Annotated in this window: 24 protein-coding genes and 1 pseudogene; 6 read left to right on the forward strand and 19 right to left on the reverse strand. The window is 55.2% G+C overall.

The annotated features are described in order from the left end of the window. The first annotated feature begins 117 nt into the window (after positions 1-117). Complete coding sequence (locus AWM79_RS24970; RefSeq protein ID WP_060782927.1) at positions 118-567, forward strand: hypothetical protein; 450 nt, start codon at positions 118-120, stop codon at positions 565-567. A gap of 384 nt (positions 568-951) precedes the next feature. On the opposite strand, the gene AWM79_RS12145 is transcribed toward AWM79_RS24970, so the two are convergent. The 13 genes from AWM79_RS12145 to AWM79_RS24360 form a co-directional block, all read right to left on the reverse strand. Then, on the reverse strand, positions 952-1,617 hold the full coding sequence (locus AWM79_RS12145; protein WP_060782928.1) for a DsbA family protein: 666 nt from the start codon (positions 1,615-1,617) through the stop codon (positions 952-954). Next, positions 1,614-1,910 carry a hypothetical protein gene (locus AWM79_RS12150; RefSeq protein WP_060782929.1) on the reverse strand — a complete coding sequence of 99 codons (297 nt, stop codon included), beginning with the start codon at positions 1,908-1,910 and terminating at the stop codon, positions 1,614-1,616. The genes AWM79_RS12145 and AWM79_RS12150 overlap by 4 nt, the downstream gene beginning before the upstream one ends. After that, complete coding sequence (locus AWM79_RS12155; protein ID WP_060782930.1) at positions 1,907-4,876, reverse strand: conjugative transfer ATPase; 2,970 nt, start codon at positions 4,874-4,876, stop codon at positions 1,907-1,909. The genes AWM79_RS12150 and AWM79_RS12155 overlap by 4 nt, the downstream gene beginning before the upstream one ends. Next, entirely contained in the window at positions 4,876-5,319 is a 444-nt protein-coding gene (locus AWM79_RS12160; RefSeq protein WP_060782931.1) for a TIGR03751 family conjugal transfer lipoprotein, read from the reverse strand. The genes AWM79_RS12155 and AWM79_RS12160 overlap by 1 nt, the downstream gene beginning before the upstream one ends. Beyond that, positions 5,297-6,763, reverse strand: coding sequence for a TIGR03752 family integrating conjugative element protein (locus AWM79_RS12165; protein ID WP_060782932.1), 1,467 nt, complete (start codon positions 6,761-6,763; stop codon positions 5,297-5,299). The genes AWM79_RS12160 and AWM79_RS12165 overlap by 23 nt, the downstream gene beginning before the upstream one ends. Next, positions 6,753-7,655, reverse strand: coding sequence for a TIGR03749 family integrating conjugative element protein (locus tag AWM79_RS12170; RefSeq protein WP_060782933.1), 903 nt, complete (start codon positions 7,653-7,655; stop codon positions 6,753-6,755). Before AWM79_RS12170 ends, AWM79_RS12165 begins: the two co-directional genes overlap by 11 nt. A gap of 2 nt (positions 7,656-7,657) precedes the next feature. Next, on the reverse strand, positions 7,658-8,311 hold the full coding sequence (locus AWM79_RS12175; RefSeq protein WP_060782934.1) for a PFL_4703 family integrating conjugative element protein: 654 nt from the start codon (positions 8,309-8,311) through the stop codon (positions 7,658-7,660). Next, a complete protein-coding gene (locus AWM79_RS12180) occupies positions 8,308-8,688 on the reverse strand; it encodes a TIGR03750 family conjugal transfer protein (protein ID WP_060782935.1) in 381 nt (126 codons plus the stop codon). The genes AWM79_RS12175 and AWM79_RS12180 overlap by 4 nt, the downstream gene beginning before the upstream one ends. 12 nt (positions 8,689-8,700) lie before the next feature. Continuing rightward, positions 8,701-9,039, reverse strand: a complete 339-nt coding sequence (locus AWM79_RS12185) for a TIGR03745 family integrating conjugative element membrane protein (protein WP_060782936.1) — start codon at positions 9,037-9,039, stop codon at positions 8,701-8,703. Positions 9,040-9,057: 18 nt separating this feature from the next. Then, complete coding sequence (locus AWM79_RS12190) at positions 9,058-9,297, reverse strand: TIGR03758 family integrating conjugative element protein (protein ID WP_060782937.1); 240 nt, start codon at positions 9,295-9,297, stop codon at positions 9,058-9,060. Beyond that, positions 9,294-9,650 carry an integrative conjugative element protein, RAQPRD family gene (locus AWM79_RS12195; protein ID WP_060782938.1) on the reverse strand — a complete coding sequence of 119 codons (357 nt, stop codon included), beginning with the start codon at positions 9,648-9,650 and terminating at the stop codon, positions 9,294-9,296. Before AWM79_RS12195 ends, AWM79_RS12190 begins: the two co-directional genes overlap by 4 nt. A gap of 113 nt (positions 9,651-9,763) precedes the next feature. Then, complete coding sequence (locus AWM79_RS12200) at positions 9,764-10,075, reverse strand: hypothetical protein (RefSeq protein ID WP_060782939.1); 312 nt, start codon at positions 10,073-10,075, stop codon at positions 9,764-9,766. A gap of 228 nt (positions 10,076-10,303) precedes the next feature. Next, positions 10,304-11,523 (reverse strand): IS3 family transposase gene (locus tag AWM79_RS24360; protein WP_425262038.1). Its coding sequence is split into 2 segments (ribosomal slippage): positions 10,304-11,178 and positions 11,178-11,523, totalling 1,221 coding nucleotides; the frame shifts between segments, so codons are not numbered across the junction. A gap of 140 nt (positions 11,524-11,663) precedes the next feature. Between AWM79_RS24360 and AWM79_RS12215 the strand changes: the two genes are divergently transcribed. From AWM79_RS12215 to AWM79_RS24365, 3 genes and pseudogenes are all read left to right on the forward strand, one after another. Further along, positions 11,664-12,545: a TIR domain-containing protein gene (locus AWM79_RS12215; RefSeq protein WP_060782942.1), complete on the forward strand. Its 882-nt coding sequence runs from the start codon at positions 11,664-11,666 to the stop codon at positions 12,543-12,545. A 115-nt stretch (positions 12,546-12,660) separates the two neighbouring features. Then, positions 12,661-13,644 (forward strand): annotated as a pseudogene (locus AWM79_RS12220) (helix-turn-helix domain-containing protein). Between the two features lie 261 nt (positions 13,645-13,905). Further along, the gene (locus tag AWM79_RS24365; RefSeq protein ID WP_082712610.1) at positions 13,906-14,709 is read left to right on the forward strand and encodes an ADP-ribosyltransferase; all 804 of its coding nucleotides are present in this window, start codon (positions 13,906-13,908) and stop codon (positions 14,707-14,709) included. Between the two features lie 1,036 nt (positions 14,710-15,745). Here the strand turns inward: AWM79_RS24365 and AWM79_RS12230 are convergent. The 6 genes from AWM79_RS12230 to AWM79_RS12255 form a co-directional block, all read right to left on the reverse strand. Beyond that, positions 15,746-16,504, reverse strand: coding sequence for a TIGR03747 family integrating conjugative element membrane protein (locus tag AWM79_RS12230; protein ID WP_060782944.1), 759 nt, complete (start codon positions 16,502-16,504; stop codon positions 15,746-15,748). Positions 16,505-16,532: 28 nt separating this feature from the next. Continuing rightward, complete coding sequence (gene traD, locus AWM79_RS12235; RefSeq protein WP_060782945.1) at positions 16,533-18,755, reverse strand: type IV conjugative transfer system coupling protein TraD; 2,223 nt, start codon at positions 18,753-18,755, stop codon at positions 16,533-16,535. Positions 18,756-18,845: 90 nt separating this feature from the next. Next, positions 18,846-19,349, reverse strand: coding sequence for an integrating conjugative element protein (locus AWM79_RS12240; RefSeq protein WP_060782946.1), 504 nt, complete (start codon positions 19,347-19,349; stop codon positions 18,846-18,848). Then, the gene (locus AWM79_RS12245; RefSeq protein WP_060782947.1) at positions 19,346-19,903 is read right to left on the reverse strand and encodes a lysozyme family protein; all 558 of its coding nucleotides are present in this window, start codon (positions 19,901-19,903) and stop codon (positions 19,346-19,348) included. The genes AWM79_RS12240 and AWM79_RS12245 overlap by 4 nt, the downstream gene beginning before the upstream one ends. Next, positions 19,888-20,670 (reverse strand): TIGR03759 family integrating conjugative element protein, encoded by a 783-nt coding sequence (locus AWM79_RS12250; protein WP_060782948.1) that lies wholly within the window; start codon positions 20,668-20,670, stop codon positions 19,888-19,890. Before AWM79_RS12250 ends, AWM79_RS12245 begins: the two co-directional genes overlap by 16 nt. Positions 20,671-20,679: 9 nt before the next feature. Next, positions 20,680-21,372, reverse strand: coding sequence for a hypothetical protein (locus tag AWM79_RS12255; protein ID WP_060782949.1), 693 nt, complete (start codon positions 21,370-21,372; stop codon positions 20,680-20,682). A gap of 433 nt (positions 21,373-21,805) precedes the next feature. On the opposite strand from AWM79_RS12255, the gene AWM79_RS12260 reads away from it, so the two are divergent. Together AWM79_RS12260 and AWM79_RS12265 are read left to right on the forward strand one after the other, a co-directional pair. Continuing rightward, on the forward strand, positions 21,806-22,924 hold the full coding sequence (locus AWM79_RS12260; RefSeq protein ID WP_060782950.1) for a nucleoid-associated protein: 1,119 nt from the start codon (positions 21,806-21,808) through the stop codon (positions 22,922-22,924). Positions 22,925-22,929: 5 nt separating this feature from the next. After that, positions 22,930-24,210, forward strand: coding sequence for a hypothetical protein (locus AWM79_RS12265; RefSeq protein WP_060782951.1), 1,281 nt, complete (start codon positions 22,930-22,932; stop codon positions 24,208-24,210). Positions 24,211-24,502: the final 292 nt, after the last annotated feature.

Genomic DNA, 24,502 nt, shown 5'->3' on the forward strand with positions numbered 1-24,502 from the left:
TGTCGCCTCTCCGGTACAGGCCCGCGTGTCCTGGTATTCACGGAAAATTGAAGAACGTTTGATTGACGCAATAGGCATTTATGCCTACTTGCCTATCAACCGTATGAGACAATTCCCATGACTTCATCCATTGCCCGTATCCACGTCAACGGAATAGAGGTTGGCTCGCTGCCAGCCGAAACCTATCAGGCCATCGCCAAAAACGTACGCAAAGACCGTCGCCTGTATCTTGCCTGGGTTATCTCCGCCGCTTGGGCGGTGGTACGCATGCTGCTCAAGTTCTACGGGGCCTTGCCATCTGTTGTTGTCGGACTATTTCTGCTGTGCGCTGCCGTCTCGTCGGAGACCTTCACAGGTATATTGACCGACCTCAAAGCAGCCGAACCCGAGGCAGTCACAGAAGGCTTGCGCCGGCTGCTCGGTTTCATCTGCATCATCTTCACGGTGACTGTTCCAGTAGTTGCCGTATTTGTATCCTGGATACATCCGCTCTCAAAGCCCATTCGACGATGCTTTGAGTCGTCAAATTTGCAGCCTGCTGGAAGTGCCCACCGAGGAATCCCGTAGCTCGTTGGGGTATCCAGAGCTTCTTTTATGAATTTGATGCGCGTCTGCAATGCGTCGACTAGAGCTCGCTGCACGATCCGATTGGGTATCGGTGAGAGCACAATCGGGCGCGAACTCTCGTTGGCTTTGGTCTTTGCCACCCCCGGTCTGCTGTTGGAAGGTGAAGGTCTTTTTGGATAGCGCGCGTTGGATGTCGAAAAACGACTTGGGCAGTCGGTTTTCAAAATCCTTGGCTTCATTTCGCATGGGGTCGGACGTAGACGAAAGGGCGCTGTTCTTGACCTTTCTCCAGGCTGAGTGCAGTAACTCCATTCGACCGGGCGGTACGAGGAGCATGGCGAATGTTAAAGGAGCGTCAGCTCAGATACACCCAAGAGGACGCGCTCACTCTGAGTGACCAGCCCCGGCTGTTGAGCTGCCACTGTTATTTGCCAGCCAATCAATAGCCGACAGCAGCGTAACCCCATCAGCAGGACCTTCAAGCTTAACTGACTTGCCGGTCGTGTTGTCCCTGACCACCAGACTCGGGGTCGCATCTATCCCACTTGATGCCGCTTCGCGAGTTTGCTGATCAATGTGCAAGGCAACCTGCTGGTTTTCGGCTGAACAGATCTCCAGATCGTCACTGTCAATACCCGCGATATCAAGAAGACCAGCAAAGCCCTGGCCATTACTGCGCGTTCGCTCGAATGTCTGATCCACGGCCTGCCAGAATGCCTCCGCTCCACCCATCCTGCCGGCGCACTCAGTCCTTCTGGCTTCCTGCACCGCCGCTGTGCCGTGAAACCCCAGCGGCAGGTGATGCCACTGGAGATTCACGTCCTTCTGCTGCAGTACCCACGATTTCAGCACAGGCGTGTAGGTCTTGCAGTACGGGCATTCCAGATCCGCATACTCGATGATGGTCCATCGAGCATTCGATGGGCCGAATACCCACGGTCCGCTAGGCTGAGGGGCCATCAGTTGGCCCTGGAACAGTGAAAAGCAGGCCGCAACCAAGCCTGCTACCACCCATCCGCCTGTCGTCCAGCGTTTGCGATGCTGGATCATGCCGGCGCCTTGGCCGATTTCGATGAAAGCAGGGTCTGTTTGCGCAAGGCCTCCAGCAGTGCGTTTTCGGCTTGTTCGGGCTGCGGATGCTGGCAAAGCCAGTCATCAAGGACAATGCGTAGCTGTGACTCGATATCACGCCGATCAACAGCCCTCATCAATACCTGCTGCAGTTGCTCGATCAGTACCGGAGCACAGACTTCAAGGGTTTGAAGCGCGTCCTTCCCAGGGCGTTGAAGCAACTGGGTCAGGCTTTCAATCAGGTTCTGGGTCAGGGTATTCAGGGTTCTCATGCCAGGCGCTCCAAGGCCGTCGTTGGTTCGGGAAAGGTGATGGTGTGCGGCTCGATACCGCGCAGCCGATCGAGGTCGGCTGCGATCTGGATGGCTGCGCCCAGTTCGTCGACGCCGAGTGCTTGCATCACGTCATATCGTTGTTTTTTCTCTTCGGGTTCGGTCATGGCCAGGGCGAGGTACAGGCTCGGCGGTACCGCACGGAACAACACTTCCATGCTCTTCGAGAGGATTATGCCTTCGGTGTATTTGCCGCTCTCTTTGCGGGCCGAGAGCATCAGGGCCTTCTGAGAGGGCGTCAGTTCGCGGAACTTGGAGATCTTTTCCACCTCGTCCGGTGGCATGTTCAGGCATATCCACCATTCGATCATGTTGAGCATCGGCGCGGCGGTCGGTGGAAGGTCATCGACGTTCTGTGTTGCCAGCCAGAACCAGGCGCCGAGTTTGCGCCACATTTTAGTGATCTTTACCGCATAGGGGGCAAGCAGCGGGTTTTTGGTAATGATATGGCCTTCGTCCGTCAGTTTGACGATCGGACGTCCCTTGAACTGGTCGCGTTCGGCGATGTTATTCACCGTGTTCAGCAGTGAGATATAGGCGATCGACATCTGGGCGTTGTAGCCCTCGCGAGCGTAGGTGGCCAGGTCGACAATGGTGATGTCTGCCTCGGGCCAGGGTGTTCCCTCATGATTGAAGATGTCTCCGTCGGCGCCCATGCAGAACATGTCCATGGCCTCAGCCATTTCCAGCATGCGGTTACGACGAGGTTCCGGCATTCCCTCCGTCATGCCGGCAGCCCTCAGCGCGTTGCGAACATCTTGCGTCAGCACCGTGCGACCCGCAGCTACGCAGGTCTTCGCGGCTCCCAGGATGCAATGACGTATCGCGCTGCGATCTGCGCGGGTCAGGCGTGCCTCTTCTTTTTCTTCGCCGCCGGTGATCATGAGCCTGGCGGCAATCTCCAGCTCGCCCAGGATGTCTCGCTGATCGTCCTCCTGGCTGCTCACATGGGCGTCCGAAGAGTCCACATCCTCGGCATCGAGGACCTTGACCTGGTCAGGTGTTTCTACCAGACGCGCGGCGTCGGCAAAGGGTGCCAGGCTCACGCCAGAGCCAGGCGATAGCTTGATTCGATGGACGGTGAGCCCCAGGCGCTGTGCAAAGTCACCGGTCAGGCCGAAGCTATTACCTGCCTCGACGATGAACAGGCGAGGTCGGTAAACGGCGATCAGTTGATTGACCAGGTTACTCAAACTGGCGGATTTGCCGGCGCCGGTCGGGCCGAAGACAAACAGATGCGCATTCATCTGCCGATCGAGCTTGTTCAAGGGGTCGAAGGTCAGTGGTGCGCCGCCGCGATTGAAGAAGGTTAGCCCCGGATGCCCAGTACCGGTTGCTCGTCCCCAGACAGGGGCCAGGTTGGCAATATGCTGGGCAAACATCAGTTGGGTGTGCCAGTCCAGTGCCTTGCGCTGATTCGGCTCGAAGTTTCCGGGCAGCCAGCGCAAGTAGGAATTCAGCGGCGCGACCTCGTCTTGCGGATTGACCGGCTCCATGCCGGCGCCCAATAGGGCGTTGCTCAGTTGCAGGCTACGTTCCTGCAACTGATCGTCATCTTTCCCGCGCAGGAAAAATGCCACGCTACCTCGATAGAGTTTGTGTTTGCGGCCGAGCAACTGGCGAGCCGTGGCCACGTCTTCCCGGGTCAGGATCGAGGCCTGCGTATCGCCTACGGCTTTGCGCGATAGCTGTTCCAGGTGGCCCTCAAGGGTGTCCTGGGGCGTGATGACCAGGGTGATACAGAGAATGGTGTCTTCCGGCATTTTGTCGAACAGCGCATTGAGGGCGTCGCTGCCCTTGCGGGTTTCACCCGTGATATGCCCGGTTTTTGGCGCGTCCCGCAGGCGATCGAGCATCACCACCCGGTGGGGAAGCCCATCGAAATACCACAGGCCTTTCTCTGTATTGGAAAAAGGTTCGCGGTAGAACAGGTTCTGCGTGAAGTCGGTGCCGCTGGCCAGCGGCAATTCACCCTCCTTGAGCACGGGCGCCTCTTTGCACACGATTTCGTAGAAACGACGAATATCGGCGTCCGTAGGACCAAGGTGGTCCGGGTAGGGATTGAACCAATGCAACAACCAGTGGCGAATGGCCTGGCCATCCATGCGGGTACCTTTGATGCCGGCGTTCGCCAGTCCCCCCATCAGGCGATCGCAAATCACCTTCAAGTGAGGACCCGGTGCCTGGCCGCGCACGTCAGTGTCGGAACCTTTGATGCGCCGGTAGACAACGAGTCGCACGCGCCGCTGTTGGCCTCTCCAGGGAAGCTGGCTCACCTTGGTGTCTTCGAAAAGACCACCAGGTTTGGAGATGGCTTCCAGATGCTGTTTCATCAGTTTGATGTAAAGCTCAGTGAACGCCGTGCCTCTCGCCCTGGGCTGGATGTAGTTGTGGAGCTGATGCAGGTACTCATCCCAGCTAGTTTCGTCCTGGGCGTAGAGTTGGGCCACCCAAGGCGATGTCTCCAGTTCATCGAATGAGTCCTGCAGGGCGTTTTCCAGTGCATCGCGCGCTTTGCGCAGCCACTCCGGATCGCGTCCTTCGGTGCCGATCGGTATCAGTTCGAAGAAAGCCGCGCGAGAAACCCCGTCCTCCAAAAGCATTGCTTTCTCCCCCGGCAAGTAGTCGACCCAGGGCAGCATGTCCACGAAGGATGGATTGATGTCATAAAGCCGGGCGGCATCGGCCTTGGTCGCCGGTTTTTTCTTGGGGTCGCGCCAGTCCACTGGAGACGGAATGCCGAGCGCCCTGAGGCGTTCGAAATAGCGTTCGGTCGCGGCTTCCGATGATTCTGTCGTTGAGAGTTCCAGGTCATCGATTTTGCGAGTAGGAGCGCCGACGGCTTCAAGCCCCGGCTCAACCCGGCCAGGCCGTTTGTGTGCTTTCAAACGTTCAAACAGCCCCATCAGTAATCCTCCGTCCGCTCGCCCGGCATGGCGTATTGCACCCGCTGATACAGTGGAAATACCGTGGTATAGCCCGGCACTGGCGCCGGTTCTGAGCCGACGAGATGAGGAAAGACGTACATCACCAGATCCGGGTTGGGCAGGCGTTTGAACTGGCTGTAGATCTCGTTCTGCGCGGTGCGGGTGAACGAGGCATTGTCTTCCATTGAGCGGGCCGGGCTGGCGTCCAGTGACCTGCGCAGGGACTGGCGGGCATCGAGCAACTGACGACTGCTGGCACTGCCGCCTGAGCCGCTGGTGCCTTGATTCCAGACATCCATCATGGTGTTTTCCCCGTGAGGGAGCATTTCCTCCTTGCTGGTGGAGCACCCTGAAGCGAGCAGGGCAATGGCCAGGCCCGCGCAAAGCTTCAGGCAGTACTCAATCGAGATTTTCAGAGACATGACTGACTCCTGCGTTGTAGTTGACCTTGCGGCCCTTGAGTTCGTAGTCGATGGCCAACTGTTGATCCAGATGCACGGCAACCTTGGCACCGGGCTGGACGTACACGGCGGCGAAAGCCTGGCCGTAGAGCTTGTTCACCCAACTGGAGACGTCATTGACACCTTGACCGATGATCTTGCTCATGGCTTCACTGCCGGACAGTCCAATGGTCCCGATTGTCCCGGTTTGGGGGTTGGTGAACGAGCTGCTATTAGGGTCTGACTTGATCAGAGACGCGGCGCCGGCCCCCGCAGCGGTGATCAGGACCTGCGAGCCGATGTACTGCGAGGCGTTGCTTTTACGCTCACCACTGATGCAGGGAATGCCATAGGCATCGCTGATCCAGCCCAGACCGCCAGTGTTCTGGTTGTTGTTCTGGCTGCTGTTGGTTTCTTCGGGCGGTGCCGGCAGCGTGCGCACGGTGCCGTCGTTGAAGACGAAAGTCAGGCTTTTGATCTGTCCGCGAACGCAGGAGAGTGTCCAGTCGCCGGACGCGGTGCCGTTGGCGACGGCTCCAGCTACGTCAGGCAGATCGATACCATTGGCCGTCAGGTTGTCCGGGCCGATCAAGACCTTGAATGGGTAGGGGTCGTTGACGGTACCGTCGATCGGTATCCGGCCGATCAGCGCGGACATGGCCACCGATCCCATCAGCGTCGAGTTCTGGGGCAAGGTGTAAATCTTGCTGACCTGTTTGCGGGCGTCCAGTGGGGAGATCTCGTTCGCCATGTTCTGGACGCCGCTGCTTAGGGCATTTTGGCCATGGTCCAAGGCTGGGCCGAAGGACGTGGGAAAATTGAAGCCATTGGCTACCTGATTCGATCCCGTCGGAATAGGCTTACCGTTGACGTCGATCGGCGTGGCGTCCTGAGGGTCGATCCAAACAATGTCGAGGCCGGGTGCCCCCTGAAAGCGTTGGCCATCACCAGGCTGTACGCCAAAGCCGATAGGCAGGTCTGATCCAGAGGAGTCGGCGGTATTCTGTTTGTGGCTCAGCGTGTTGTATTGCTTTTGCAGGGTATCCAGCATGTTCTGGCTCTGTTGCTGCGATTCCTGCTTCAGCGTGTCCTGAGCGCTCTGCAGCTTGATATCCATATTCTTGTCGATGCCCAGCAAGCGTTTTTGAAGCTCATCGTTCTGTTGCTTCAAGTCATCATTGTTCTTCAGGGCCTTGGTGACTTGGTCTTTCAGTTGCCGGCTCTCGGCAACAATGGTTCGCAAGGTATCGCTGGGTGTGTCGCCGTCAACGCCGAGTTTTTTCGCCTGGCTCTCGGTGAGCTTTGGGGCGTCCTGGTTTTGGTCATCGGTTTTGGCCCCGCCACTGCTGAACATCTTGATCACGACGATAATCGCCAGCAGCGCGAACGGGATGACCAGGAACTTGAGGAGCGGATTATCTTTCATGGCGTGCTCCCTTTGGATCGATCTGCCCGACCGCCGCTGGCACCAGTGATTCCGCCAGACCATGACCTTGAGTGACTAGGTAGGCCGTGGTTGTATCACTGGCATTGTCCCGGGTATCCAGGTAGGAATGCTGGAAAGTGGCGATCACGAAGTTGCCCATAAAATCCCGGGGATCGAGCATCAACTGCTGGGCGCTGGTGTTGCGCAGCTTCACCGCTGTCACCCAGTATCCGTCCATCCGCCAAGCGCCCAGGGTGGTGGCTTCGACGGGCAATGTGGGAAGTAGGGTCGCGAGATTCAGGCTTCGATTGATATTGACCTGCGAGATGCCCTCCACGGCCTCAACCGTGCGCAGCGGGGCATAGAGCATCTGCGCGGCATATCGAGTGATCACGACCGGGATCGGCGTTTCCCGGCGGATAACGGGTGGGTCCGCGCTCGCTAGCTGATCGGAGACCCGCGCCGGGGTCGTGGCGGAATGGCTGCTTGCCGGCTTGTTCGTCGCGCTGACCTGCCCATAGCGGTTGGCCGGGTTGTCGCCAGCGACAATCTTGACGGGCTCGAGCGTGGGCTGATTGGCCTTTCCGGGGGCGGCGGCGATATCGACCAACATGATTTCGCCCGTGCTCATGTTCTGCAATTGCAGGCGCGTGGGTTCGATCGGCTCTTTGGCCAGCAGGTAGAGGGCGCCGCCGGTACTCTGCACACGAAGCTTGTCGACCAGATTGCGGGGCAGGCCCACGCGAACATTCTGATCGACGAAAACGATCCGCTCCTGCCCGACAATCAGTGGCAGTGTCAGGGGAACACGCTCCCAGCGTTGAATTTCAACCGCTTGCGCGTAACCGGTCAGGCAGGCAACCAGGACCGCGATAAACAACGAGGGGCGCATAGCTACTTGTCTCCTTTGTTGGTGGGCTCGATGGAGGCTTCGATGCGTTGCGGATTGCTGCTGTAGCAATCCCAGGAAAGCCCGAAGGGGTTCCGTTCCGGGTCCACGTCCGAACGGATGATGTGCAAGGGGTAGCGCGCAAGCGCGCGTTTTACGCGTTCCCCGCCGTAGTGCTCGTCGGCGGTGATATCAAGGTTTACTGTCCAGTCGTTGATGCTGTGTTGCTGGATATGTTGTTCCTGTTGATCGTCGATACCACGCCCAGGGATTTCGAACACACCCCGCTCGCGCTTGCGCAGTTCCCCGCTGTTGCGGCGCAGTTCGAAGTCCTTCTGCAAATAGGCCTTGCAGCTTGGGGTCAGATATCCCGTCAGCCGGGCAATGTTGTCTTCGTAGTCGGTTTCACCGTCGGTTGGCCAACGGTTCATCTGCTGAAAGATGTACAGCCCAAATGAGTACACCGACTCTGGCGGGATATCCCACCACTTACGGGTGCTACCCGATCGGAGATCCGGTGGGACGTGAATGGTCAGGTCGCGCGGTGCGCTCTGCCATCCATAGGCCATCCACAGGCCGAGAACAATCTGCAGACCAATGACCAGGCGCAGGCTATTGATGTGAGCCAGTTGTGCATCCACTTTCTTGCGATAACTCATGCACCCTCCGTGCGATGACAGGTCCACGCACCTGCGCGAGTGATAAGGCGGGAGGTGTTCCAGGTCGGGAAGTGTCGAGCGATATTCAACTGGAGCTGGCGATACACCCAGGTATCCGGTCGACCGCGTTTCATGCGGCGCACGAGGCGACCGGCAATGGTCAGGCCGAGGACCCCACCGACAAGAGCCCCAGCAATGATGAGCGCCCAAATATGAGTCAGGATCGCCACCGGGATACCCAAGATGAATCCGGCAATACTGCTGAACAAAATGGTTGCCCACATTTCGTCGGCTGTGAGGCCACCCATCACCACCGGCTGGGTGTTCAGCCGGACTGGCAGGAAACTCAAGGTCCCGTCATCAAGTACCTCTGCCATATTCAGCTCCCGTTACAAGATGCCTGTGGCTTTGGTTACCAGATAGATACCGACACCGATGATGGCAACCCCAGCCGTGGCTGTTCCACCGAGGTCCCGCCATTTTTTCTTGCCATCGTGAATTTCGTGATACACGCCGAATGCGTGCCAGGCGACGCCCAGGAACATCATTGCTAAAATGATCAAACCCATCAGCATGAATCCGTCGAAGCCCCAGTTCTGGATGGTTTGAAGAATATTGCTGCCCTCACCACGAGTGGGCGTCTGAGCTTGCGGAAGCCCCGCTACAGCCAGTTGCGGGAGCGTGATCGCCCCTGCACCTGCGTAGAGAGATTGTTTGAGTTGAGACATGGTTGAACTCCAGTGGGGTTAGCTGAGCACAAAAACAGTGATGAGCATGCAGAGCACGAGGATGCGGATCACCGAGGGTGCAGCGATTGATCTATCGAGATTATTGGTGGCCCAACCCCGGTAGCAGCTATAGATGGCCCATGCACCCCATAGAAACGTAGCGGCCACGGCAAACCCAACGAAGAGCATGTAGCTAGCTGGCGCTGAAAATCCGCCAGCAGCCTGGAAGGCAACAGTTTGTGCACCACTCATACTCATGGCTTGTGGCCCCCGTTCAGGGTGTAGTTGCCCGAGATATCAGTTGGGTCGCGCGGCTGTGCCCGGCTGGGGGTCAGGTAGCCTTCCAGGCCATGGCGGATACTCTCGATATCAATGGCGAAGCGCTGGTAATCGAAGAAGTACCGCTTTCCTGGCTCATCGGCGACTTGAGCGCTACGGCGAGCAGTGTCCTCCAGCGCATTCAACTGGCGGATCATCACTTCCAGGTTGGCCTGCTCGGATGCGGAAGCTGCCGCTGCATGGGGGAGGTGCAGGCCTTGCCCAAGCAGTGCGATCAGGCTTGCTTGGGCAAGGCGGCAAGTGAGTGCAATGAGGGACTGATACGGGTTCACGGCTGGGCTCTGGTAATTCCTGTTGCCAACAGCTTGCCGGGTTCAGCCAGGTGCTCGCCGCAAGAAATCCATAATCAGGCCCCCATGGATTTCTTGCCGCCGCACCTAAGCCATCAAACGCTGAGGATTGGGCGTTTGAAAAACATCAGATAACCGGTTGGAAGCGCGAAGCCGTATGCCCAACCTTGCGAGTTGTGGTTGCCGACTTTGATTTCGCCTCTTGCCACTGATTGCACGCTGACCAGCTCCCATCCTTCTCGACCCAACCGGGTCAGGCATTCCCGACGCTCCGGATCCTGCAGAAATGCGTGGATGTCCGGCTCAGTCGTGGGCTCCTCGGATTTGAACATCAGGAAGCTTTTGGTGTGTAGGCGGTAAAGAAGGGGAGCGAATTCAGAGTGGTATTCGAATGCCTGGCGGCTCATATCTACATCCTCGATGTTCGGAACCGACAGACTTTCTCAAAATTTCAGGTTATGACTATCAGAAATGAAAACGGGACCACCACAGATTTCTGGGCCTGCCGTAGGGGGTAATCCCAGCGACTGCATCAGTGATGGACGAACACGTTTCAACAAAATTGAGATTGCTAGCGACGTGCAACATGAGAGCCGGTTGGACTTGCCCCTGCAAAACCGGACACCAACTCCCTGTTAAATTGATGCGGCTGCCAAGCGCCTGAACTCCCTCGGCGAACGATAGTTCAAGGCGCTGTGCGGATGCTGCTCGTTGTAATGCTCAAAGGCAATCGCCAGGTTACGCAGCGCCGTTTCTCGATCCGGCTTGGGCATGTGCGCCACGTAATCACGCTTGATCGTCTTCACAAAGCTCTCGGCCATGCCATTGCTCTGCGAGCTGCGCACAGGTGTGGTCACAGGCTGTAATCCGATCTGCCGAGCAAACAGACGCGCCTGTTCGGCCGTGTATGCCGAGCCGTTATCGCTTAGCCACTGTACCGGCGTGGCGGGCAGTTGATCGCTAAAGCGCTTCTCCACGCTTTCCAGCATCAAGTCGCGGATGTCATCGCCGCTGTACCCGGTCGGGCTGGCGACCCAGCCGATGGCTTCGCGATCACAGCAGTCCAAGGCGAAGGTCACGCTCAGTTTGGCGCCGTCCTCACAACGGAACTCAAAGCCGTCCGAGCACCAGCGCGTATCGCTGGTTTGCACCGCAATACGTCCTTCGTGCCGACGTGGTACGCCGGGCTGTTTGATCCGTCGCTCAAGCAAAAGGTTGTGATCACGCATCACCCGGTAAACCCGCTTCACGTTGATCGCGGGAAGCGACAGCTCTTCACGTGCACGACGCAGCAATCCCCAGACTCGACGGTAGCCATAGCTGGGCAGTTCGCTGACCTGCTGCTGGATTTCGGCCACCAACTCAGCGTCGTTCACAGGCCTGCTTCGCCGTACTTTGGGCGATACCGATTGTTTGATTCGAACCGTTAATTGCGAGCGCGACACACCGAGACATTCGCTGACCAGCTTCACTGGTTGTCCCCCGGCAACAAGGGTGAGTGCGCAATCCATTTTCGCGACCGGGCGATCTCCACAGCCTCTTTGAGGATTTCTGCTTCCATCGTTTTCTTGCCCAGCATCCGTTGCAACTCGCGGATCTGCTTTAGCGCACCGCTCAGCTCGGAGGCAGGTACCACGGCCTCGCCAGCGCTGACCGCCGACAGGCTGCCGTCCTGGTAGAGCTTGCGCCACAGGAACAACTGATTGGCATTGACGCCGTTGCGCCGAGCCACTACCGACACGCTTTGTCCAGGCTCAAGGCTCTCACGAACCATCGCCAGTTTTTGCTCTGGGCTCCAGCGGCGCCGCCGCTCCTGGCCCAAAAGCTCACCACTCTTATCGTTGCTATTAGTCATAAACATAACCGTTTGCCTATCCCTTATAGTAAGGGGGAAACGGTGTCCTGTCTTTCACGGGGCTTGTTCACCGGTGGCGACCTCTATCTTTTGATATATGTGAGACAATCTCCGTTTTCGCATACAGGAGTTCTACCTCGATGGCCCGAGCAAAGCCCCCAGTTTCTCCCACCGCTCCCAAATTGCAATTGACCCCTCAAGACATAGATCAGGGGCTTGGTCGGTTACAGGATCGCATAGTCGAGTTAGAGAAGTTCAATATCAGTACGCTCGTCAAGGGCAGCTCGCCTGAACTGACCGGGTTGACAGCCGCGATCAAAGGCACTCTAGAACGTTATTTTGGTGAGAACACATCTGCTTACCAACGCTTCGAACAAGCCGCCAAGCTTCGCCATGTATCAATGTATCTCGGCGATGGCTCAGTGGATTATGTAACGCCGACTCGTAGAAATATTGCCAACGCTGTGGCTCTTCTCAAAGAGGCCCAGCGAACGCTGAAAGAAGACCTGGAGGATGCGGAGCGCGTAGTTATCTCGCAATCTGCTCTTAATGCTGGTGCCGGTACTGTTTCAACTGCCTTGTCTCGACGTATTTTTGTAGTACACGGTCACGATGAAGGTGCTCGGGAAACTGTTGCTCGCTTTCTTGAGCAGGTAGGTTTCAAAGCAATCATTTTGCACGAGCAAGCGAACCAAGGACGTACGGTCATGGAAAAAGTTGAAGCTCACGGCGACGTCGGTTTTGCTGTTGTGTTGCTGACCCCCGATGATGAGGGATGTGCTAAAGGTGGAAGTCCAGAGCCGAGGGCTCGGCAGAATGTACTTTTGGAGTTGGGTTACTTTCTCGGTCGCCTTGGGCGCAACAAAGTCTGTGCGTTGAAACGAGGCACGCTGCAGATCCCTAGTGATTTTGCTGGAGTCGTTTGGGAGTCGATGGACGGAAACGGCTGGAAGCAAGCTCTAGGTCGTGAGCTTGAAGCCGCCGGGCACGAAATAGACTGGAACAAGGTCATGCGATCATGAAGTAGGTATTGGTGTAGAAGTCTCGACTTGATCTGACACCCCTCTTGAAAAATAACGGGGCTACCGGGTTTGATGGTTGTGCAAGCAATCACCAACCCAAGAGGAGTAGCCCCGCATGAACGTTGTAAATCAACCAATTGTTAAGCACAAGTTGGGCTTGTTAAACCTGGCCGAGGAACTCGGCAACGTTTCACGGGCTTGCAAAATCATGGGAGTGTCGCGAGACACCTTTTATCGCTACCAGGAAGCCAAGGCGAACGGTCGAATCGAAGCCCTGCTGCAAAAAGATCGCAGAAAACCAAACCTGAAAAACCGTGTCGATGAGGTTGTTGAACAATGCGTACTGAATTACACTATTGAACAGCCCGCCCACGGCCAAGTCCGTGTCAGCAATGAACTGTGTAAGCGTGGCACATTTGTCAGCCCTTCAGGTGTGCGATCGATCTCGCTGCGGCACGAGCTGGCGAACTTCAAACAGCGTCTTCGTGCACTAGAAAAGCACGTTGCCGCTACGGGTGCTGTCCTGACAGAAGCCCAGGTCGTTGCTCTGGAGAAAAAAGCGCGATGACGATATCGCCTGCGGCAAAATCAAAACGGCCCATCCAGGCTACCTCGGTTCGCAGGACACGTTTTACGTCGGCACCATGAAAGGTGTAGGCCGTATTTATCAGCAGACCTTCGTTGATACTTACGGCAAAGTCGCGTTTACCAAGCTCTATACAACGAAGACGCCCATCACAGCCGCAGACCTGTTGAACGACAAAGTGCTGCCGTACTTCACGGGGAAATGGGCTCTGCGTATGCATCAAACGCACGCGGTCGACGTTCATGTGATCCGGGGGCCAAACAATAGAAGAACGGGGCAATGGTGCTCAAAGCAAGGCGATCTGTTCACGGTACACCTGCCCCGACCGGCTTCGTGGTGATGCCCAAGCGTTGGGTGGCAGAGCGAACTCATGCCCGGAACGAGAGGGCTCGGCGATTGATCATGCACCACGGCCGGTTGTTTGCTGTGAGTGAGGCATGGGTGTGGCTGGCCGAGGCAGGCATACCCGTACGCCGACCTTGTCTACATCCTCCTAAGGGCCGAGTTTTTTAACCAGCGTCAGCACTTTTGGTGGAACCTGACGCGCTATAAACGTCACTCACATGACTGTGGATGATTCGAAAGCAGCTGATGGGTAATAGGAAAAACCAGACTGGAATACCGGTCAAACCGATGAAAAGTCCGCTGGACGCATAAAGTTGTATACGTTCTTGGGGCACATTATCTGACCCGTAACGTGAAGAGAGGCTTCATAAGGGGAGCCTTTAATAGCAAACAGCGGCTTAAGCGATTTCTAAAGTAGGTGCAGATCATATGCTATCAAGTAATATCAGGTCTTTACAAACAACAAATATCGTAAATGATACTCATCAAGCCAGTAAGAGCGAGTCCACCCCAGACAGTGGAAAAAAATACTACTCAGATGGCCAGGAGAGATATAATTTTTTCAACTTTTCAAATCAGTTGCATGTAGATACTAGAGGTTTCGGAGCACAAATCAGCGACCTTTTAAATATGTTTTCGGACCCAGACTTCAGAAAAAATCACCCTGAATACAGGGACGTTTTCCCGGAAGAGTGTACGGCTATTTATCTGCAAACCGCTCAAGATTACTCACTACATTCACCATCAAGCGGAAAAGATATAGCCTTGTATCGTGATGTAAATGAAACTCTAAGAAAAAGTCATTTTTCCAAGGAAGCTAACTCAGAACTTGACGAAAATATGAAAAGAATTTCCCCTCATGTAAAAATGCTCACTTCTGCATTAAATAGAATTATTGATGTCGCGCCATACAAGGGTACGGCTTATAGAGGGATTCGAGGTAGCGCCGAGCAGATAGAGCATCTTTATGGATTATACAAGTCGAATTCATTTTATGTTGAGCCGGCCTTCATGAGCACTACGAAAAACAAAGAAAGTGCTCAAGTATTTGAGAAAAATACTCCGAACAATATTGCTTTTGAGATAATTATCAACAAAGGGGCAGATATTAAAGCCGCAACTCAAGCTCCGTCTGAGGAAGAGGTAATGCTTATCGCCGGAAGTAGATTCAAAATTGATTCGGCGATGAAAATTGAGAATGACAAGCATCTTTTCAAATTGATACAAATTTGACTATTAAGGCTTTCTGATTTTTTCAAGATAGTAGGGGTTGGGGGAGCAATTGAACAAAAAGTGCACTTACGCCCAGTGCCTGTCCGCCAACCCTTGTGTTGTCTAGATAGTTCGAAAAAACATCGTTTTATGAAACCATTTTAACGAACTCCAGAAAGAGTGCCGTAAGCATCCGACAATAAAGGTTCGTTAACCCACGGTCGCTGACGAGTAAAGGGAACTCTAACTCGTGCTTACGTTGGTATTAGGTTCCATTGTTCACCCAACCCCCATCTTCGAGACGGGATCAGTAATAGGTCGAAAAACCTTGGCGTAAGATTTTTTTCGAATTTTATAGGCTCCCCTAGTTGTAGTGACTTGAATCAATTGACCAGTGAAATTATGGACAGTTTTGCGGGTCTTAGCATTCAATCGGTCCAAGAATCGATCAGCGTAACACCGCTGAAGTGAAAATCGTCGATGTTGCGGGTGACTACGGCGCGTAGCGGCTCACGCTTGAAAATACGTGGGCTCGCAATCAGCGCGATTTTCGGCTCAGATTAACTGCGACTGACGGGGCGGTCAGGTTCACATTACCTGCAACTGAATCCCCGTCGGTTGCAGGTAATGTGAGCCGAAGACGAGGAATGCAAGTCGAGGCGGCTTAATGCAAGCTCGCTCGCAATTAATGTGAGCCCGTGGGCTCCGTCAGTCGCAGTTAATCTGAGCCGAAAATCGCGCTGATTGCGAGCCCGGCCGTTTTCGATTGCAAGCCGTTACGCCTAGTGGCCTGTGTGGTTATTCCTATTAGTCAATTTCGGCGCCACCCGCCCTCGGCCGGCGTTGCTGTTCCCCGCCATAGCCCGGCTATGACTCGTCACAGCGCCTTGGCCATGGACTTGTGGCGTTCGAACTTAGGCTAATGAACTAACCGTACAGGCCACTAGCATCCAGCGTGGTGGTTTTCCCGGTACCGGCAAATGCCTGGACCAGCAGCTTGTCGGCGTTCGAATGGATGATCGGCTGCTGCTCTTGAGTCCACTGCATGGGCAATTCCCTACAAATATTTCTTGAAGCTTGAGACAGTGATGTAGATGGATATCCCCAGCAACAAAGCGCAGGGCAGCAGAATCAGCAGTGGGCTGATGCTGATGGGGATGGCCAGATAAATCGTCCAGGGCACGATGGTCAGCGGGATGATCGTCCCCCGCGCTTTGTGATAGAGGTAGCTCGATTCCCGGCCCGAACCGAATTTACGCAGATCGCGCCGCACCAGTCCATCCACCAGGCCGGTAAATGCGGCCAACAGAAAGAGCGGGATCGTCAGCGTCAGGATCACCATGCGAACGCAGAACGTCAGTAGGGTATAGAGCGCCGCGAGGCCATAGTCCTGGAACTTGATTATCACCCAGCCGATTTCGTAGCGCAGGTCGAAGTAGCCCACCTTGTCCTGCAGGGCGGTGATGCGGGAATAGCGTGTCAGCGCATTGATATTGTCCTGCAGGCCGGTTTTCACCATCAGCCAGTCGTACACCTGCTGGGCCAGCCAGGTCGCGGTTCGGCCAGGCTCTTTGATCACGACGCTGTGCAGCAGATCCTGGGACAACCAACTCAATTCGTGCTCGAACATCTGCTGAGCGTGTTTCCAGCCCGCATCGGGCCAGAACAGATAAAGACACAGCCACTCGACCAGGATGGCGCCCAGCAGCGAGCCAAACATGACCCCGATGAACTGGAAGGGCAGCGAGAACAACATGCCCAGGAGGGTTTTCTGACCTTCCTGCTGCTGTTGGGCTTTCTCTGCAATGTCGGCCATGGCTTGGTCCTTTGAGTCATTGGTTTGCTTATGCGGCTTTGTCACCGTTGGCCATCTGCCGGAAGTCGTCCACCAGGTCATCGGGCAGTGACTCGTTCAGCGACTGATAGCCAGGCGCTTGCCACCAGTCGCTGCCATGGCTGCCTGATCCTTTGCGCATGCCCTCGACCAGGGCCTGGAGATCCTTGGGCATGACCTCATCGGGATCGTTCGCCGGCAACGGCATGCGGATCTTCCAAAGGTTGCCCCCTTCAAGAAGCGCAAAGCATTGACCCTTGGGCAGCCCGACGACGTGCGCCGGCTCGATCATCGGGACGCTGATGCTCTGGATCTGGTCGTGTGTGTTTGAGGTGAATGCCGCCTTGCCATTGATCGCGTCATTGGCGCTGCTCGCCGGCGTGCTGGTGAACACCTGGACTTTCGGCAACTGATTGGTCAGCAGTTCGGCGGTCGCGGTTTCCCGGACCCTGAGCATGAACAGGTTGTTGAAGTTACCGATCACCTGGCCAGCTTTCGCACGGCTGCCGATCTTCGCCTCGATATCGCTCATGGTCTGGGTATACGCGGTGACCTGCATCCCGGCACCACCTCCTTTGTTGATCATCGGAATGAACTCTTCGCCCATCAGTTCGTTGAACTCGTCGGCATGGACGTTGATCGCCACCTTGCCGCTGGTGGCCCCGGGCAAGCCGTCGTCGATACCGAATTTGTAGATGTGACCGGCGACCGACACCAGGTCACTGAACATGGAGTTGCCGACGGCCGCGGCCACCTCGGTATCGGAGAGCGCGTCCAGGCCGATATAGACCACCGCGCGTTTGCGGATGACCTGCATCCAGTCGAAGATGGGACGTGGATCTTCCAGGTCCATGTAGTCGGGAGACAGCAGCTCCGCGATACGACCGGTGGTCAGCTTCTCCAGCAGAGGCAACAGACTCGCGACGATCTTGTCGAAGTACGTCTTGTCGTACCTGACTGCCGAGCGCAGGCCTTCCATGACCGGGTCGGCGATACGCTTTTGCGTGATGTACATGTCGATTGCGATCACGCGTAGCGGTCGATCTTTCATGGCAAAGCTGAGGTTCTTGCGATCGATCTTGGCTTCAATCGCAACAATGGTTTCCCAGGCCTTGGGATCGTGCTCGGCAAAGTATTGCTGTGCGTACTCTTCGAACAGCGCGTCGATATTGATAACGTGCTGGCGGATCTGCTCGTAGTCCGGTCGGCGACCGAGGGCAACCAGGGCGCGAGCGATGATGTTCACGAATCGCCAGGCGAATTCGCGGAAAGCTGCAGAGTTACCTTCTCCCGAGAGCTGGCCAGCGATCCGTGTCGCCACTTCGGAAATGCGACCGAAGCGGCCGACGGCGTTGTAGCGCGCGGAGTGATCCGGCCATCCGAGGTGGAACACGTAGAACTCGTCCAGTCGGCCAGCGCGCTTGCACTCGATGTACATGCGTTTCAGGAGATCGGCATCGCCCTTGGGATCGAAGACAATCACCACCTCGCGATCGAGGTTTATTTCCGTGTTCTGCTTGGTTCTGCGATGAACAGGCTGTACGCGGCGTCCCATCCGGACTCGTGGTCTTGATCGTTGCCGGGAGCGGCGAATGTCCTGGGTGATGAAGAGTTCCGCCAGGCGGGTCTTACCCACCCGTGTAGTGCCCAGCACCAGGGAATGCCCGACACGTTCGCCCAGCGGTAGGCTGACATCGGCTTCGTAAGGTTCGATACCGTGCAGGCGGGGCAAGCCGCCAACCGGAGGGAGCGGGCGGGCCGGGTTCAGCGCAACATCCCAGGCGGTGGCCTTGGTCAGCAGCTTGAGTGGGAAGGGCGCAAACTCCAGCCGCTCTTCAATACGGCGGGCCAACTGGTACAGAGGCGTCGGTTCCACATACGCGGCGTATTTGGGCAGATAAGTGTCCATCAAGCGCTGGGTATGTTTCTGTGTCCAGCGGAATCCCTTGCCAATGAACAGGCGCTCATTGCTGACCGGTATGTCTTTGCTGGTCATCTTGTAGTGCGGCAGGCGACGGATATTTCTTCGATAACGCAGCACAAGCAGCGCCTGTTTCAAGCGGATACAGCCCAGGAACAAGAACCCGGCGGCGGCGACCACGCCGAACAACGGCGTCAGGGCGATCGCCCAGGGCGCGAAGACGCACAGCAGGGCCGCAGTAACGCAGACCAGTACCGTGTAGAGCTCAACGGCGGGTCGAAGCAGCGCTTCGATGGTGAAGGGGCTGGCCATGCTGATGCGTCCTTATGCTTGTTGGATTTTTTCGGGGCGCTGTGTCGCCAGTTCCTGCCCCACCAGCTCAACCTCGGCGGGCTGGCGCTCCTACTGCTGAATGGCTGTGGCGGTGATCAGCAGCGGGTAGTGACGGATGCCGAGGCGCCCGGCCAGGTCGTCCGCCGGCGTTGGTACCACCTGAAGATCGCCGGCCCAGCGGCGTATCTCGGCAAAGCGCTCGGCGTTCTCCACGTTGACCACCAGGCCCACGGCCTGCAGTTGTTGAAGTTGCGCGCGATGCTGAGACAGCCAGTTTCTGGATGACTCGTCGTCTCCCACCAGGAACATGGGCTGCAGCCCTGGCGCGTTGATGAGCCGCCCCTGTGTTTCGCCGGGTGTCAGTTGAGGGGACCGCACAGGAAAGGCACCGGTACCACGGACCCCCAGGGTCGGTTGTAACGCGGATTGAGCGGCGGGTTCCGGTACCAGATCCTGGTAGTAGGGCAGGGCCGAAACGCCACCGCGATCCTCGACCACGATCAGGGCGCTGGCATTCGCTGTCAGGGGCGCGGCCAGGCAAAGCAAGGTAGCGAGGTTCAACAATCGATTCATGGGTTGTTCGCCATAAGGTTGATGCCGGTGACGCGACTGAGGTGTTTGGCAAATGCGCGGCGATAACGGGCGGCGGGCTCGCCGCCGGCAGGACGGTGATAACGCCCGGCCGCGGTGATCCAGTCGCCACCCTTGGATTTCTGCTCGGCGAGGATCTGCGCGGTTACCGAGAGGTTTTTGTACGGGTCGAGCCCCTCACAGGGGCTGCTATAGCGGTGGCCGTTGGCTCCGACGTTGGTTTGTCCCAGGCCTACATCGACCCGCCTGGGGCCGGCAGTCTGGATCGCGATGATCAGCGCCTGGCAGGCATCGTGTCGGGTGGCGAAGCGGTAACCGGTGCCGGCAACATTCAGTGTCCAAGGCCAAGGCACGATCCGACCACGGATGCGGGTACCGCTCTCCTGCAGCGCGACCGAGTACAGCACCTCGGACGGAACGCCGGCTGACCGGGCTATCAGTTGGTAGGCCGGTGGGGGGATCTCGGTCGCGCTGACGAATGTGCAGGCCAGCAGCAGACCGCAGGCCAATGTTGCCCGGGTTACTGTCGTTGCCATTGCCCGCTCACCTCACGAACGACTGCCGGCAGATCGCCGCCGAGGCCAAGGCCGAGCCAACGACCGGCATCGTGGTTCAGCGTGACTTGCCGGTTACGGACACTGACCGGATCGACGCCGGCCAGAATCGCCCAGCGACGAATCCGTTCGTCGTCACCCTGGCTGCCAATGAAATAAAGATCGAAAGCTTGTTTCTGTGCCTGGAGATCCTTCAGCCGGGCGATACAAGCGGTGCAGTTTTCCTGTACGAAGAGCGCCAGGCGTCCGTCGCCCTTCAGGGCTGACTGGCTGCTGGGCGATGAGGGTTTTGAACTAGAGGCGATCTGGATCACCTTTTCGTTGGGGTACAGCCGTGAGAAGGCCTGGTCATAGGCCCGCTGATAGGCCAGTTCCTTGTCGATACGCTGCCGTTCCGCGCGAACCTGAAGCTCGGCATAACGCCGCCGTTCCTCGGCGCTGGTAGCTTCTATGCCGAGCGCGGTCAGTGGGTCGAGCCCCGGTGAGTAGATCCCACGGGGGCCGTCCATCACGGTTCGATACCGGCGCCATTCTTGAGTTGTGAGGCCCCATTCCCGGGCCAGTTCCGTCTGGCTGGTCCCAGCGAGAGAGTCCTTGGACTCGGAAAAGGCCTGTGTGCTTGCGGTTGTCGTTGCTAGGGTGGGCGCCGCATGACAGCCATAGGCAAATGTGAGGACAGCCAAACCCGTCAAGTATCGTCTGGTTGTTACAAAGTTCTCTGTTTTGCGGAAAATGATTGACGCGTGCATGTCGAGTTCCTATTGCGCAAGGGTTACGGTTTGCGGAGTGCCAGCCACGTCGAAACGCGCGGATTTGCCGTCCAGAGCGTTGAGTCGCCAGGAGGTGCCCGCCACGACATCGCCTGGCCGGATCAGATAGATCTGGCTCAGTTGCGTGCTTCCGGATGGGGCAACGGACAGAAAGCGTTCACCGCCCCGGTATTCGATACCGACCACGGTGAATGGCGGCGCCTGTGGCGTGATGGTCATGGAGTTGGGCTTTTGGGTGTGGTGTGTTTTTCGAGTAACCGCCTTGGACTTGGGAACTGCATCAAGTGATTGCTTGACCTGCGACTTGCTCAATTCTTGAAGGCGGCTGTCGACGGTTTCGAGACTGGCCTTGAGTTCGCCCGCTGATGCGGTGTTGCGCGAGAGGTCCTGGGCGGTCTCGGTGGCGAAAGCCTGAACGGCGTCGATGCGGTTGGAGAGCGCCTGCTGACCCGAACGAAAGTCGTCGTTGGAGACCAGGTGTTTGCCGTCAACGGTGTCCAGCCGTTCGTCTACCCTGTCCAGTCGCGCCAGGATGGCATCGAGCGAACTCTTGTCGGCGGCGGCGGCCAGGCTGTTGTCGAGTTTGGATAGCTGGTGATACTCGTAGCCCAGCATGCCGGCCATGACAGCAAGGCAGAGGCTGAGAATCAGGGTGGTACGAGTAGGGCGTGGTAGGTTCATGAGAGTCCTCGCGCGGAAACGAGGGCACCCTCTCAAACTGGTTCAGGTGATGCAGTAGAAAATAGATTTCTCAGTTTGTACGGTTTTTCAGGGGCGCTTGGGATCGAATCACTACAGATCAGAATTTGACTCGTCTGGCGCGACTGCTTGAGATGATCTCATCTGGGCTTTACCAGAGGCGGAGCCTCTTTTTTTGGGGTGATATAATTTAGCAGGCCTAGCTTTCGGCAAGGATCTGCTTGGGCATGAGGGCAGCCTTTGGTCCGATCTTTGAACCATTTGTGTTGCGCATTTTTCTGTATGTATATACAGTATTTTGCACGATCAAGAAATTTTGTTTGTAAAGCTTCGGTCCCTCCCTTGTGACGAATTGACATCATGGGGTAAGTTTAATAGATAAATTTGATTGTTAACCGTAAACAAGGATGTAGCTATGGAAGTGAAAATTAACTTTGCAGTTGTTCATGAATTGATAAAAGAACAATTCAAAGATATTCAGGATTCCGATATCCGGAAGGTAGTGCTTGATAAAGACAAGCCCGCAGTGAACAAGCTTATAGTTGGTGCTACGTCAATTTACGGAAAAAAAAATAACGCTGCGCATTACGGAATTTTTGCAAAAAAGACTGTTAGCGAGTTTCCTAAGTACTTTGAGGCATATTCAAAAATCGACTTGACGGATAAGTCCTTTCTTGAAATCACCGAGTCTGCGATGGGGGAGCTGCACGAAGCGGCCAAAAAAACTACAGCTTCCTCTGGTGGTTATATACTTTTTGTAGATTACGAGAGCGCTCAGAGCCGCTTTCTGCTGATTGCGATGCTTAAAAAGCGAGATGGCCTGAGACTCAATGAGAATCTAGAGCCGGAAGAGTTGATAGAACTTGATTTGAACAGCTTGTATCACGCCGCTCGAATCAATTTTAGTAAATTTCTAGAGTATAGTGCGGCGGATGATGAGGCTAGGCAGGAACTTAACTATCTTAGCTTCTTGAGCCAGAGCGCAGGTCGATCGGCAGCTGGGTATTTTGTTACTGCCCTCGGCTGTGCTGTAGGAACAGCTTCAGCGGCAGCTACAAAAAATCTGATCAATGAAAGTGTTAAATTTTTTAGGGATCGTCCCAATCTTTATGGCAAGCGGCTTCAATTCAAAGACGAAGTTCTGAGATATTTGGAACGCCAGAGAGATTCTGGTCAGTCCGTTAAGCTATCAGAGGTCGAAGCGATTGCTCGGCAGTTTTTCCCTGCTGAGATGGAAGGGCAAGCTGACGATTTGGCCAATGAGTTCACTGGGCACCTCAACGGTGAGGCGGTAGGTGTTCCTGTTGAATTTCCTATCAGCAAGGTTACTTTGGATAAGTACACTCACGTCGTATACAAAGCAGAGAATTGGCAGCTGAGATTTGATCGAAACACCTTGGGCGAGGGAGTCGATGCGGAGATTCGTTTTGTGGAGCAAGATCGCAAGCTGATCATTAATAATCTTTCGGAAGACGCTATCGAAGTTATCCGCCAAGCCATCGCAGATAAACTAGATGCGGTTCAGGCTGAGTGAATGCTATGACAGACGTTCTCAAATTTGTCCACGCATATCGGATGCTGGGGCGCCCTGACCTAGTGTCCGGTAACTCTTTTACTTTCAAAACATCTGTTTTTAGCACGGGAACCAATGAAGCAATTGAAGCACTCGCAGCCTCGAAGACCGGTCGGTTTGACGAGTTGTTAATTGACGGAGACGATCGCAAGCTTTCATCTGTAGATTTCTCCAAGTCTTGGTCCAAAATTGAGCTAAGCTTCGCACTGGAAACGTCAGGTGCTGTGCCCGTGTTCAAAAATTTTGAACAGCTTATGACTCGTTCAAAAAGCTATGTTAGAGAGCCGCTACCGTCACATATTTATCTGTTAGAAGAAGATATTTTATCTTCTGAGGAGCCGGTTGATCAGCGCGTAAATACTCTGAGGTCCATCTGCCAATTGATCGTGTATTTAGCCGATTTGGCCCATTTTCATGACGACAAAGAATCTAGTGATGAATATAAGCTTGTATTCGTTGCTGAGGATGCTGTTAAAGGCGAGCGCGCTATCACGCTATATCCATATTTGGATCAAAATCTGTTGTCATGTGAGGTGGGCACTGAGTTAGTCGATAGCCTTCAAGGGAGTAATCTGGATAAGAATCCTCATCTTCTGAAAGAACGGTCAATTTTTCGCGCAAGTTTAATTGAATATCTAGCAAAGTACTCTGGTGGAAAAGAGCGTTTCAAGGTTCTTATTACGACCTGGGCGAAATTTTTGACCTTGTACGAAAATAATATTGCTACTTATCTTAGTGGTTTTTCGTTCCATAAAGCAAAGCAGGAGGTGGCTGTCGCGCAATTAACCATCGCTGATCAGATGTCAAAGGTTGTGAGTGACATAAGTGGTAAGGTTCTTGGTGTGCCAATTTCTCTTGTTGCAGTCATCGCAATCTCAAAAGCTGATAATGTTTTAGAAAGCTCAATAATTGTCGTGGGTATCGCGATAACTTCTGCGCTATTAGCTGAAACTTTGGCCGCTCAGAAGCTTCAGTATGAACGTATCAGACACTCTTGCAAAATGATGTTTTCGTCTCATCAACAAAAGCTGCACCAGTATCCCGAAGATCTACGTAAATGTATTCAGGAAGCTGTGAAGGAACTCGGTGCTAATGAGGTGAAGCTAAGTCGCTCGCTAAAAACACTAAGATGCCTTTCTTGGGTGCCTGCGATTATGGCTACATTGTTGCATGCGTATCTATATCGCGAAAATTTATATGGCATAGTAAGGGGGGGTGGGTATTTTGCGCTGCTGTCATCATGTTAGACAAGAATGAGAGGCGCGTGTTTTTTACCAGTTTGGTTTTGAGTTTACGCGATCAAAGTAACCATGCAATCCCATAGGTTGGATCTGCCCGCACAGCGTCATGTCCTTCAGGTTGCTAACTTTACACGCCGGTGGGTTGGCTAAAGAAGCGCTTCGATTTCAAGTGCTCGATCGAAGTCATGAGCGAAGTGATGCAAAAGACCACGGTTATGCGTCATGATGTTTCTGCTTTAATTCAATGGCTGTGTTGCACTCAGCTCCCGCAACCGCCGATGAATTAATTACATAAACG

This window comes from Pseudomonas agarici (assembly GCF_001543125.1).
GTDB lineage: Bacteria > Pseudomonadota > Gammaproteobacteria > Pseudomonadales > Pseudomonadaceae > Aquipseudomonas > Aquipseudomonas agarici.

What these genes read in the sequence shown, in the direction of transcription:
- AWM79_RS12255 (WP_060782949.1), bottom strand. Translation starts at nt 21,372, where the DNA reads ATGAACCTACCACGCCCTACTCGTACCACCCTGATTCTCAGCCTCTGC.
- AWM79_RS24970 (WP_060782927.1), top strand. Translation starts at nt 118, where the DNA reads ATGACTTCATCCATTGCCCGTATCCACGTCAACGGAATAGAGGTTGGC.
- traD (WP_060782945.1), bottom strand. Translation starts at nt 18,755, where the DNA reads ATGGCCAGCCCCTTCACCATCGAAGCGCTGCTTCGACCCGCCGTTGAG.
- AWM79_RS12160 (WP_060782931.1), bottom strand. Translation starts at nt 5,319, where the DNA reads ATGTCTCTGAAAATCTCGATTGAGTACTGCCTGAAGCTTTGCGCGGGC.
- AWM79_RS12145 (WP_060782928.1), bottom strand. Translation starts at nt 1,617, where the DNA reads ATGATCCAGCATCGCAAACGCTGGACGACAGGCGGATGGGTGGTAGCA.
- AWM79_RS12190 (WP_060782937.1), bottom strand. Translation starts at nt 9,297, where the DNA reads ATGAGTATGAGTGGTGCACAAACTGTTGCCTTCCAGGCTGCTGGCGGA.
- AWM79_RS12240 (WP_060782946.1), bottom strand. Translation starts at nt 19,349, where the DNA reads ATGAATCGATTGTTGAACCTCGCTACCTTGCTTTGCCTGGCCGCGCCC.
- AWM79_RS12180 (WP_060782935.1), bottom strand. Translation starts at nt 8,688, where the DNA reads ATGGCAGAGGTACTTGATGACGGGACCTTGAGTTTCCTGCCAGTCCGG.
- AWM79_RS12175 (WP_060782934.1), bottom strand. Translation starts at nt 8,311, where the DNA reads ATGAGTTATCGCAAGAAAGTGGATGCACAACTGGCTCACATCAATAGC.
- AWM79_RS12250 (WP_060782948.1), bottom strand. Translation starts at nt 20,670, where the DNA reads ATGCACGCGTCAATCATTTTCCGCAAAACAGAGAACTTTGTAACAACC.
- AWM79_RS12230 (WP_060782944.1), bottom strand. Translation starts at nt 16,504, where the DNA reads ATGGCCGACATTGCAGAGAAAGCCCAACAGCAGCAGGAAGGTCAGAAA.
- AWM79_RS12215 (WP_060782942.1), top strand. Translation starts at nt 11,664, where the DNA reads ATGGCCCGAGCAAAGCCCCCAGTTTCTCCCACCGCTCCCAAATTGCAA.
- AWM79_RS24365 (WP_082712610.1), top strand. Translation starts at nt 13,906, where the DNA reads ATGCTATCAAGTAATATCAGGTCTTTACAAACAACAAATATCGTAAAT.
- AWM79_RS12185 (WP_060782936.1), bottom strand. Translation starts at nt 9,039, where the DNA reads ATGTCTCAACTCAAACAATCTCTCTACGCAGGTGCAGGGGCGATCACG.
- AWM79_RS12170 (WP_060782933.1), bottom strand. Translation starts at nt 7,655, where the DNA reads ATGCGCCCCTCGTTGTTTATCGCGGTCCTGGTTGCCTGCCTGACCGGT.
- AWM79_RS12245 (WP_060782947.1), bottom strand. Translation starts at nt 19,903, where the DNA reads ATGGCAACGACAGTAACCCGGGCAACATTGGCCTGCGGTCTGCTGCTG.
- AWM79_RS12200 (WP_060782939.1), bottom strand. Translation starts at nt 10,075, where the DNA reads ATGAGCCGCCAGGCATTCGAATACCACTCTGAATTCGCTCCCCTTCTT.
- AWM79_RS12265 (WP_060782951.1), top strand. Translation starts at nt 22,930, where the DNA reads ATGACAGACGTTCTCAAATTTGTCCACGCATATCGGATGCTGGGGCGC.
- AWM79_RS12150 (WP_060782929.1), bottom strand. Translation starts at nt 1,910, where the DNA reads ATGAGAACCCTGAATACCCTGACCCAGAACCTGATTGAAAGCCTGACC.
- AWM79_RS12260 (WP_060782950.1), top strand. Translation starts at nt 21,806, where the DNA reads ATGGAAGTGAAAATTAACTTTGCAGTTGTTCATGAATTGATAAAAGAA.
- AWM79_RS12165 (WP_060782932.1), bottom strand. Translation starts at nt 6,763, where the DNA reads ATGAAAGATAATCCGCTCCTCAAGTTCCTGGTCATCCCGTTCGCGCTG.
- AWM79_RS12155 (WP_060782930.1), bottom strand. Translation starts at nt 4,876, where the DNA reads ATGGGGCTGTTTGAACGTTTGAAAGCACACAAACGGCCTGGCCGGGTT.